The sequence below is a fragment of the Niveispirillum sp. FG148 genome (assembly GCF_057809655.1).
In genome coordinates, this window is record NZ_JBMDKJ010000005.1 from 199,654 (window position 1) to 211,320 (window position 11,667).

Below are 11,667 nucleotides of genomic sequence, written 5' to 3' on the forward strand. Positions count from 1 at the left end.
AAGTACCACCCCATCAGGCGGCACTTTCATTGAGGCTTAAGGGCCGATCGCCTACTCTGCCCCCGAATGAAACGGGAATGGTCGGCGATGGCTTGGGCAGCGACAGGTGAGGGACAGGAAAAGGCGGCTGCTGCCGCCCCTGCCGACCCACCGGCCGATGCAACAACCGGTGCCGTGCTGGTGGCCGATCAGACCCTGACCGGCAGCATCGATCCGACTGGGGACGCCGACTGGTATGCCGTCGATGTCGTGGCCGGTCGTTCCTATGTCATCACCCTGTCGGGGCGCGACGGTGGCGGCGGTACCCTGCCCGATCCGCTGCTGCGGCTGCTGGACGGGGCCGGCACAACGCTGCGCAGCGATGACGATGGCGGCGCCGGCCTGGATGCGCGCCTGTCCTTCACCGCCACCCTGACAGAACGGCTTTATATCAGCGCCCAGGCCGCTGCCGGCCGCACGGGCAGTTACAGCCTGTCCATGGTCCGGGCCGCCGACGATGACCATGGCGCAACCCCGGCCACAGCCGGCAGCCTGGATATCGGCGGGGCGCAGTCGGGGACGCTGGAGATCACGGGCGATGCCGACTGGTACGCCGTCGATCTGGTTGCAGGCATGCGCTACCGTTTCTTCCTGTCGGGCCGGGATGGCGGCGGGGGCACCCTGTCCGATCCGCTGCTGCGGCTGCTGGATGCGGACGGGGCGGCACTGGGCGGCGATGATGATGGCGGTACGGGGCTGGACAGCCTGCTGACCATCACGGCCACGCGGACCGGCCGTTTTTATCTGTCGGCACAGGGGGCGACCGACAGCGAAACAGGCCTCTATCGCCTGTCCGCCCAGCGCATCGACCCCAACCCTGTGGACCCGCCCGGTCCCACGGATGGCATCCCCTCCGACCCGCTGTTCGTCCGCCAATGGCATTTGTCCGGCACCTGGGGCCTGAACCTGCTGCCGGTCTGGGCCGACTATACGGGGGCGGGGGTGACGGTCGGGCTGCTGGACCAGGGCGTGGATGGTGATCTGCGCGATCTGGATGGCAATCTTGTGACCAGCCTGTCACGCGTGGCCGCCACGGGTGCTAGGGGCGGCGCGCCCGTCACCGCCGCCGACAACCACGGCACGGCCGTGGCTGGTGTCATCGCCGCGGAACGCAACGGCGTGGACGGGGTCGGCGTGGCCTACAACGCCCATCTGGTCTCCTTCTACGATCCGTTGGAAGGCTCGCTGGTCGATTTCGCGGCAACGGCGGCGCGCGCCTTCCTGGATGCCATCGGCACGGTCGATGTGCTGAACAACAGCTGGGGCCTTGGCAATTTCTTCCTGTCCACGCCCAGCCGCGCCTTTCTGGACAATTTCAACAGCGCCCCCTTCGCCCAGGCCGGCGCTGCCCTTTCGCGGCTGGCGGCCGAAGGACGGGATGGGCTGGGCACGGTGGTGGTGCAGGCGGCGGGCAATACCGCCTTCTATGGCGACGACACCAACCTGCATAATTTCCAGAACAGCCGCCATGTCATCACGGTCGCCGCCACCGATGCCACCGGCCGGCTGGTGGGGTTCAGCACCCGTGGCGCGTCGGTGCTGGTGGCCGCCCCGGGCGTTGGCATCCTGACCACCGACCGCAGCGATGGTGCCGGCTATGGCGACGGTGAAACGGCCAGCCTCAGCGGCACCAGCCTGGCCGCGCCCGCCGTGTCGGGCGTGGTGGCTCTGATGCTGGAGGCGAACCCGCATCTGGGCTATCGCGATGTGCAGCAGATCCTGGCCCTGTCGGCCCGGCAGGCGGATGCCGGCAGCAGTACCTGGCAATGGACGGGGGCCGACCACTGGAATGGTGGCGGCCTGCATTACAGCGAGGGTTTGGGCTATGGGCTGGTCGATGCCCGCGCCGCCGTGCGTCTGGCGGAAAGCTGGCAGGGGCAGCGTACGGAAGCCAATCTGTCAATCGTGACCGGCAGCGCCACCCTGGCCACCCCCATCGCCATTCCCGACAATGACCCCGCCGGCATCCACAGTACCCTGCACCTGTCCGGTGATCTCTCGGTGGAGCGGGTGGAGGTAGACCTGGCCATCGACCATCCCTGGATCGGCGATCTTCTGGTCACCCTCACCTCACCCGCCGGCACGGTGACGACGCTGGTGGACCGGCCGGGTCTGGGCCGGCTGACCGATTACGGCTCCTCCCAGGACAATGTCCGCTTCACCTTTGGCGTGGCGGGATTGCTGGGAGAGGCGGCGGCCGGCGACTGGACCCTGTCCATCAGTGACCGCGACGGCAACCTGACGGGATCGCTGGTCGGCTGGACGCTGCGGGCCTATGGCGAAAAGGGTACGAAAGATGACAGCTACATCTTCACCGATGAATTCGCGGCCCTTGCCGCCGCAGACCCGGCCCGCACCCTGATCGACGACCGCGACGGCGGCCAGGACACGCTGAACGCCGCGGCGCTGACCGGGGCCGTCGATCTGGACTTGGGCCTGGGTGGCGGCACCATCGCCGGGGTGCGCGTCGGCTTCACGCCCGGCGGCATTGAACGTGCCATCGGCGGGGATGCCGCGGACCGGCTGGTGGCGGGTGCGTCGTCCGCCACCCTGACCGGCGCGCGCGGCGATGACACGCTGATCGGCGGGGCCGGCGACGACATCCTGTCGGGCGGGCCGGGCAGCGACCATATCCAGGGCGGACGCGGCACCGACATGGCCCTGTTCGACACGATGTCGACCGCCGTGACCCTGACCCTGGCCGGCGACGCCGTCACCGTGACCGGTGCGGATGGCAGCGACCGGCTGACGGGGGTGGAGGTGCTGGTCTTCCACGACCGCGCCCTGTTCCTGGCCCCGGCATCCGCCAGCCTTTATGACGAGGCGTGGTATCTGGCCCGCTACCCCGACGTGGCCGACGCCGTGACCGCCGGCACCTATGCCAGCGGCCGCGACCATTGGCTGAGCCATGGGGAGGCGGAGGGACGGTCGCCATCGCTGCTGTTCGACAGCACCTGGTATCTGGCCCGCAATCCGGATGTCGCGGCGGCCGTCGCGGCCGGCATCACCGATGCCTACAGCCATTTCCTGTCCTTTGGCATGGCAGAGGGGCGGGCGGGCAGCGCCCTGTTCGACCCCGCTTCCTATCTGGCCGCCAATCCCGACGTGGCGGCGGCGGGCATGCCGGCCCTGGCGCACTATCTTGCCTTCGGCCTGCGCGAAGGGCGGGCGGCCCCCGTCGACTGGGATTATTTCGGCTGAAGGTCACACGTACCGGTAGATATCCGACTTGACCGACACACGTCTGTTTTTGCATAAAGAGTGTATCCGCGGCGGCAACAAGAAGAAACGATATGATCGTTGAAGGTACGGCGGGCGATGACAAGCTGTCGGGTGGCGACGGCAACGATACGATCCAGGGTGGTGCCGGCAACGATACATTGTCTGGCGGCGCCGGGGCGGATGTCTTTCGCATTGCCAAGGGTGAAGGCCATGATGTCATCCTGGACTTTGACCCGACAGAGGATCGCTTTGATTTCTCCCCACCGCAGGGAACCAATTATTACCTTGAGTTCGCCACCGACCGTGATGGCAACACCGTCCTGACCCTGCCCGATTCCTCCTGGAGCGGAGCTGGTTTCGGCGTGACCTTGAAGGGGGTCACGCGCAACGACTGGTATGCGTTGCGCGACAGCAAGGGCGCGCACCTCATCGACCAGAATCCCGGCGAGATGGATGACCAGTTCGGTCGGGATTACGGCCTGTCGCTGAACAGCTTTTTCAGGGCCTCCGCCTCCATCAGTTCCGACACCGACATCGACTGGGTCTTCGTCGACACCAAGCCCGGCACCAATTATCGCATCACCCTGACGGGGGAGCAGCCGGGCCACCTGCCCAACGTGCAGTTCCTGTCACTGGACGACAAACCGATCGGAGACATCCTCTATCAGGGTGGCGACGCCGTCCTGCTCTACCATGCCGACAAGGCGGAACGGATTTTCCTGAAACTGACCAGCAACGGCTATACGGGCTTCTACCGTGTCACGTCGCTGGAAACACCGGGCCCGGCCGATGATGTCGGGGATAACCCGTCCACGGCCCGCACCCTGACGCTGGGCGGCAGCTGGACCGGCACCATCGACCGGCCGGACGATGCCGACCTTTTCGCCGTCAATCTGACGGCCGGTGCGCGCTACAGTTTCCGCCTTTACGGGATCAAGGATAACGACCAGCAATTTGCCCTGTCGGATACCTATCTGCGCCTGCTGGACGCCACCGGTCAGCAACTGGCCTATGATGATGACAGCGGCGGCGGCGCGGAACATGGCGATTCCTGGCTGCAATTCACTGCGCCCAGCAGCGGCACCTATTACCTGCGGGCGGAGGGGGGCACATTCCAGGACCTGGGCTATTACCGGATCACCGTCAATCAGGCCGTGGACGACGATCTCGGCGCCGGCACCGACACCACCGGCAAACTGGCCGTCAATGCCTCGGCCACCGGCACGATCGACAGCAATGGCGACACGGACTGGTTTGCCGTGGATCTGGTGGCCGGACAGGCCTATGGCTTCGACCTGGCCGCCCGCACCGATACCAGCGACCAGCTGACAGCGCCGGCGCTGCGGCTGCTGAACGGTCAGGGGCAGGCCCTGGCCGATGGCACGGTCAGCGATGGCAATGCCCATGTCGCCTTCACCGCCACCCAGACCGGCCGCTATTACCTGTCGGCGGGTGGACAGGGGGCAGCCACCGGCACCTACCGCGTTTCCGCCGTCACCTTGACCGGCGGCGGCACACATGCCGATGGCGTGACCAGCAGCGATCTGCCCACCGACCCGCAATATCAGCAGGCGTGGCAGGTAGCCCCCAGCAACGGCCTGTGGCTGACACCGGTCTGGACCAATTTCACCGGCAAGGGGGTGAAGGTCGGCGTGTTCGACCAGGGCATCCAGCGTGGCCATCCCGACCTGGACGGCAATCTGCGCTATGACCTGTCGGTGAATGTCGATACGGGTCAGGCCGGCGGCATCCCGCTGCGCGACGGGGATGACCATGGGACGGCCGTGGCCGGAATCATCGCCGCCGAACGCAACGATGTCGGCATGGTGGGCATCGCCTACAACGCCGATCTTGTCTCGCTCTACAGCAGGTTGGGCGGGGCCTCCGCCATTGCCAGGGGCTTCGAACTGGCACTGGGCCGGGTCGATGTTCTGAACAACAGCTGGGGCCTGGGCGGCTTCAGCTCCACCCCCGATGCCGGCTTCTATGATGATTTCAATGGCGCCTATGAGGCGGCCGGCAAGGCTCTGCAAAGGCTGGCCACGGAAGGGCGCAACGGGCTGGGCACCGTGGTGGTCCAGTCCGCCGGCAACAGCAAGGAGTGGGGCGACAACACCAACGCCCATAATTTCCAGAACAGCCGCTATATCATCACCGTCGGCGCGGTGGACAAGCTCGACAATCCGGCCAGCTTCTCCACCCCCGGCTCCTCGGTTCTGGTCTCTGCCCCCGGCGTCGATGTCCTGACCACCGACCGCACCGGCGGCCTTGGCTATGAGACCGGGGACACAGCCACCATCTCGGGCACCAGCTTCGCCGCCCCCATCGTCTCGGGTGTGGTCGCCCTGATGCTGGAGGCGAACCCGACCCTGGGCTACCGCGACGTGCAGGCCATCCTGGCCTATACGGCCGACCGGATCGAACCGTCGGGATATATGAGCTACTTCAACGGCAGCACCCTCGTGAATGGCGCCGGCATGCGCTATCTGCCGGAAACCGGGTTCGGCATCGTCGATCCCACCGGCGCCGTCCGTCTGGCGGAAAGCTGGCAGGCTCAGCACACGGCCGCCAACGAACAGCAGCTGTCGGCCAGCCGCACGCTGGAAACGGGCGTCCCCATCCAGACCTACGGCCCGGCCAACCCGGACCTGACCCTGACGCTGGACCAGGATCTGATGGTCGGCCGGGTGGAGGTGGAGGTGGATCTCCGCCATCAATGGCTGGGCGATGTGAAGCTGGAGCTGGTATCGGCCAGCGGCACGCGCGTGGCCCTGCTGGACGGGATCGGCAAGGGGCCGCTGGGCGCCTATGGCTCCTCCCAGCAGGATCTGCATTTCACCTTCGGCACCGTGGCGATGCTGGGCGAACATGCCAAGGGCAACTGGCAGCTGATCGCGACCGACAACGAATCCGGCTTTTCTGGAGAGATCAAGGGCTGGAGCCTGCGCGTCTTTGGCGATGCCTGGACCCAGGATGACACCATCATCCTGACCAACAGCTTCTACAAGACCTTCAACCCCTCCAGCGGCACCTATGCCTGGGCGGCACCGGGGGCCGGCGGTACAGACACGATCAATGCCAGCGCCTTGGGGGAGGCCTCGCGCTTCGACCTGGGGGCGGGCACGGGTTTTGTCACCGGACGCGACATCACCTTCGCCCCCAACGCCTATGAAAAGCTGTTCACGGGCCATCTGGCCGACACGCTGAAGGCCGGCAAGGCCGACACCTATCTGTGGTCGGGCAATGGCAATGACACGCTGATCGGCGGCATCGGCGATGACAGCCTGATCGGTGGGGCCGGCAATGACGTCATCGATGGCGGCGACGGCATCGACATCGCCTATTACAAGGGCGATGGCAGGTCGGAAGGCACGGACAGCCTGACCAATGTGGAATTCATCTTCCTGGACAAGGGGGCCAGGCTGGTCAACGGCCAGGGGTTCCAGGGCTTCGACGAAGCGGCATATCTGCGCGACAATCCCGACGTCGCCGCCGCGGTAGCCGCCGGCGGCTTTGTCACGGGCGAGATGCATTACCGCATTTTCGGCCGGTTTGAAGGACGCAAGGCCAGCCTGGACCTGTTCGACGAGGCGGGGTATCTGGCCCGCAATCCCGACGTGGCCGCCGCCGTGCGCACGGGCGGCATCAGCGCCCGCCTGCATTGGGACCTTTATGGCCGTCAGGAAGGGCGGTCCCCCAACCTGCTGTTCGATGTGGATTACTATCTTTCCCACAACGCGGATCTGGTGGCACCGGTAAAGGCCGGCGCCATCTCCGCCGTCGACCATTACCTGAATTATGGCTGGTGGGAGGGGCGGGTGGCCTCAGCCTTCTTCAACCCCGCCGCCTATGTCGCCGCCAATGCCGATGTCCTGGCCTCCGGACTGGACCCTTTGATGCATTACCTGACACGGGGGCTGGCCCAGGGACGGCTGCTGGCGGTTGATTGGGACTATTTCGGGTAGCGGGCGGACAGGTCCGCTACCAAATCGCCACACCTGGACAGGAGTTAAGGAAGCCCCAACATCGGCCGATTGCCATATGACCCGGCACGCCTATATCCTCCGCCATGGGGAGCAACCAGGCGGAAGCCGGAAAAACATGCGGACGAAACGGCCGACGTCCTTTGATATCGCCGAACTGGCGGGTGTCTCACAATCCACCGTCTCCCGCGCCCTGCGCCGGGACAGCATGGTCAGCGAGGATACGCGCCTGAAGGTGGAACAGGCTGCGCGCCAGCTGAACTACAAGGTGGACGTGAATGCCCGCAACCTGCGTTCGCAGCGGACCAACACGCTGGCCCTGCTGCTGTATGAGGATCCGGGCACCTCGGAATCGCTGATCAACCCGTTCTTCCTGTCCATGCTGGGCTCCATCACCCGCGCCTCGGCCAAGCGCGGCTATGACCTGCTGATCTCCTTCCAGCAATCCAGCAACGACTGGCACGCTGACTATGCCGCGTCCAAGCGGGCCGACGGTATCATCTTCCTGGGCTATGGCGACTACACCTCCTATCTGGACAAGATCGCCGGCCTGGACGAAGCCGGCATCCAGTACATCACCTGGGGGCCCGTCCTGCCCGGCCAGCCTGGCCATTTCATCGGGTCAGACAATGTGCAGGGCACGGCAGAGGCGGTGACGCACCTGATCGACACAGGCCATCGCCGCATCGCCTTCCTGGGCGACGTATCGGAAAATTGCCCGGAATATCGCGACCGCCATCGCGGTTATGTGCAGGCCCTGACAGCGGCGGGCCTGCCCGTCGATCCCGACCTGCGTTTCGACAGCCTGACGGCGGAGGAGGAAGGCCATGCCGCCGCCCTGCGCCTGCTGGCCAGCGGCCGGCCGTTTGACGCCATCGTCGCCGCCTGCGATCTGGTCGCCATCGGCGCCATGCATGCGCTGCGCGACCGCGGCGTGTCGGTACCGGGCGACGTATCGGTGGTGGGCTTCGATGACATCCAGGCCGCCAGCTACACCAACCCGCCCTTGACCACGGTGCGTCAGGACACGGTGGCGGCGGGCGAATTGCTGGTGGAAAACCTGCTGCGCCTGATCAATGACCGGCCGCTGGAAAAGACCATCATCCCCGCGCGTCTGGTGGTCCGCCAGTCAACCCGGCCGCGATAGCCCGGCAAAAGTCACGGGGTTCGCGCGGCTTCGTCGCCGCTCAGTTCGACCACATCATCATTGGGGGCGATCTCGCGCGCCTTGATGGCGCTGACAGCGACCATCTGGCTCATCAGCCCCTCAAGCTGGTCATTGGCGGCGCGCAGGTTGCGGGCCAGGATGCGCACGATGCTGGCCACGAACGGGTCGGCCTCGGCCAGGCGCTGGCGCACCTTCTCGCCGGAAATGACGATCAGGGTCGTGTCCTCCACCGCGTGCGCGCAGGCTGACCGCGTGCCGTCATCAATCAGCGCCATTTCCCCGAACAGGCAGTTGGGCCCCACCTCGGCCAGCACAACCGGATGATCCGACTCGCCACGCCACAGGCGGATGCGGCCGGACTGCACCAGGAACATGTGCTCGCCCCGCTCCCCCGTCAGGAAAAGCTGTTTTCCCGCCGGAATGAACTTGCGGTTAAGGATACCCTCGGCCATCGCCCGTTTCCCTACAGTTTGTGGGGTCGAATGGAATCATTGTGAGGCGAAGCCGAACCCTGAAAGACGACTGCGCTTCGATTCAAACCCGACAGACCCCAATCATCATACGGATGTTATCCCGTGCCACCCGCCCCCGACGCAAGGTTTAGTTAGCGATCACTTGTCGCTCATCACGACCATATCGTCCGCCTCTCCCTTTGACAGCCGCGCATGGTGCAGGGCGGTCGGCCCGTCCTGGGGATGGCTTTGCGCCAGTGCTGCGAACAGGGCCGGGGCCACGGGGTCGCCCGCTGCCATCATCGCATAGGCCTCCGCATAGCGCCGCATCAGGCTGCTGCCGGCCTCCTCCGCCGACAGGGGCTGGAACACCTCGATCGGTTCGGTCTTGCCCTTCAGCACGATACGCCCGATGGGCCGGCGGGCAATGTCGGGACAGCGGGCGGCCGTCGCCCCGCTCATCGCCACGCGCGTGCCGAAATATTTGTTCAGACCTTCCAGCCGGGCGGCCGTGTTCACAGCGTCGCCCAGGGCCGTATATTCAAACCGCGCCTCCGACCCGAAATTGCCCACGCTGGCGGGACCTGAATGCACGCCGATGCGGGTCATGCCGAAGGGCCGGCCGGCCGCCAACTCGCCTGCCAGGAAGGTTTGCGCAAACCGGTCCAGCTCCAATGCGCAGGCCGCAGCACGGGCGGCATGGTCGGGCATGTCGCGGGGCGCGCCGAACAGGGCGAAGACGGCATCGCCGATGAACTTGTCCACCATGCCGCCATGGGCGAAGACCACCTTCACCATCCCGTCCAGATAGCGGTTCATGACATCGGCCAGCGTCGTCGCGTCCATGCCTTCGGAAATGGTGGTGAAGCCCGCCACATCGGTGAAGACATAGGACATTTCCCGGCGCTTGGGGTCGATGGAGAGCTTGGACGGGTCCTTCATCAGATCGTCCAGCAGCACGGGCGACAGATATTTGGTGAAGGCCGCCTGCACGAAGCGGCGCTTGTCCCGCTCCCGCCGCCCCCGCCAGATATCGGCCAGCCACAGGCCCAGCATGACCGACAGCGACGGCCCGATCTGCGGCAGCAGGATATTGGCCGCGGTGAAGGCCGGCCCGGCCAGCAGCCAGATGCCGCTGATCACGCCCAGGCCCAGAACCAGGCGCAGGCCCAGCGCGATCTCCACCGATCCCAGGATCAGCCCCAGCGCCGCCGCCAGCAGGCCCACGGCGATGGCCAGGTCCAGCCCCTGGCGCGGCGGCTGCCGGCCTTCCAGCAGTTGCGACATTGCATGGGCATGGATGGTGATGCCGGGAATGACCCCGGCATTGCCGGCAAAGGCTGTGCGAAACGGCGTGCTGTGCCGGTCGCGGTCCGACAGGTCGGCACCCACCAGCACGATCTTGTCCTTGAACCATCCCGCCGGCAGCAGCGGCACGGCATGGGCCGGGAACTGGCGGAAGGGGGGCGTATCCGCATCGGGCCGGCCGCGCCAGGCGATGGGCAGCAGTTCACGCGACGGCATCAAGCCAAGCAGTTCGGCCAGCGCCGGCACCACGCCCGGCTGCCATTGCCCGTCGGGCGCCATCTTGCCGGGGAATATCCAGCGGACCGTACCGTCCAGATTATCCTTCACCAGATTGGCATAACCGCGCTTTTCCACGGGCACGAAGCCGTTGATGAAGGCCACCTGCCCCTCGGTCAGCCCCTCCGCCGCCCCACCATGGCTGATCACCAGGGGGATTTTCAGGGCGCGGATGGCGCCATACAGCTCCTGGTCCTTGGCAGGCTCCGTCGGCTGGTCCAGCAGCACGTCCAGCAGGATGGCCTTGGCCCCCTTGGCCGCCAGCATGCGCAGCAGCCCGGCCAGGAAGGCCCGGTCGACGGGGGAGCGATAGGGGAAACGCGCCAGCGTCTCCTCATTGATCGCGGCGATGACCAGATCGGGCTGCTGCGGCTGGGCCGGGGTGCGGGTGGCGATGCGGTAATCGGCCACCCAATTCTCGATCCCCTGCAAAAACGGCGCAAGCCGCACCAGCCCCACGGGCAACAGCCCGGCGGCAAGCACGATGGCAAGGACGATCAGCAGACGGTTGGCGCGCATGATGGCGCGATCAGCCCTTGGCCAGCGCGGCGCGCGCCTGCCGGTCACACTGCTTGGCGGCCAGCCACCCGGCCAGCATCTTCGTCCCCGTCACGCCGTCGGGCAGCAGATGGAAGGTGACGGCGGCGGCATTGCCGTTGATTTCAAACAGCAGCGTGGCCCCATCGGTCAGCGGCACCTCCGGCAGGGCCAGCCGCGCTTCACCGGCCGGCCATTGCGTATTGGCGGTCCAGGACCGGTCGGCCGGCATCAGGGTCAGGCTGGCGGGCTTGGCGGCATCGGCCCGCCACAGCACCACATCCTGGCCCGGCTTCAGGCAGGCCGACCCCGACACGGACGGGTCGACGACCCAGGGCTCGGGCAGGGCCGCCAGCGGCCCGGCATCGCGCACGGCACCCAGGCTGGTCGCATCCGCCCCGCGCGCCGACAGCAGGCCCGCCAGTTGCTGCGTGGCCCCCGTCCCGGCGCTGGCCGGCGTGCCCTTGAACGGCCCGCGCAGGGTGATCTGGGCCCCGTCCTCCCCGATCAGCACCAGCTTGCCGCCCTCGGCCAGGGTGATGCTGGCCTTGTCATCGATGCTGGCCCCGGCCGCCAGATCGCTGCCCTTGGACTCCACCACGATCAGCGGGGCGGCAGCGGCGGCCGTGCTCAGCGACAGCAGGGCGGCAGCAGCTATCAGGGAACGGGTGCGGGTCATGGT

6 protein-coding genes are annotated in these 11,667 nt (G+C 66.6%); 3 read left to right on the forward strand and 3 right to left on the reverse strand.

The features are described 5' to 3' along the window. Window positions 1-87: 87 nt before the first annotated feature. From ACODTW_RS07795 to ACODTW_RS07805, 3 genes are all read left to right on the forward strand, one after another. A complete protein-coding gene (locus ACODTW_RS07795; protein WP_488945399.1) occupies window positions 88-3,240 on the forward strand; it encodes a S8 family peptidase in 3,153 nt (1,050 codons plus the stop codon). A 92-nt stretch (window positions 3,241-3,332) separates the two neighbouring features. After that, complete coding sequence (locus ACODTW_RS07800) at window positions 3,333-7,226, forward strand: S8 family serine peptidase (RefSeq protein WP_488945400.1); 3,894 nt, start codon at window positions 3,333-3,335, stop codon at window positions 7,224-7,226. Between the two features lie 136 nt (window positions 7,227-7,362). Further along, window positions 7,363-8,391, forward strand: a complete 1,029-nt coding sequence (locus ACODTW_RS07805; RefSeq protein WP_488945401.1) for a LacI family DNA-binding transcriptional regulator — start codon at window positions 7,363-7,365, stop codon at window positions 8,389-8,391. An 11-nt stretch (window positions 8,392-8,402) separates the two neighbouring features. Here the strand turns inward: ACODTW_RS07805 and ACODTW_RS07810 are convergent, their stop codons facing one another. The 3 genes from ACODTW_RS07810 to ACODTW_RS07820 form a co-directional block, all read right to left on the reverse strand. After that, complete coding sequence (locus ACODTW_RS07810) at window positions 8,403-8,864, reverse strand: Crp/Fnr family transcriptional regulator (protein ID WP_488945402.1); 462 nt, start codon at window positions 8,862-8,864, stop codon at window positions 8,403-8,405. Window positions 8,865-9,023: 159 nt separating this feature from the next. Beyond that, the gene (locus ACODTW_RS07815; RefSeq protein ID WP_488945403.1) at window positions 9,024-10,967 is read right to left on the reverse strand and encodes a CHASE2 domain-containing protein; all 1,944 of its coding nucleotides are present in this window, start codon (window positions 10,965-10,967) and stop codon (window positions 9,024-9,026) included. A gap of 10 nt (window positions 10,968-10,977) precedes the next feature. Next, entirely contained in the window at window positions 10,978-11,664 is a 687-nt protein-coding gene (locus ACODTW_RS07820; protein WP_488945404.1) for a hypothetical protein, read from the reverse strand. Between the last annotated feature and the right edge of the window lie 3 nt (window positions 11,665-11,667).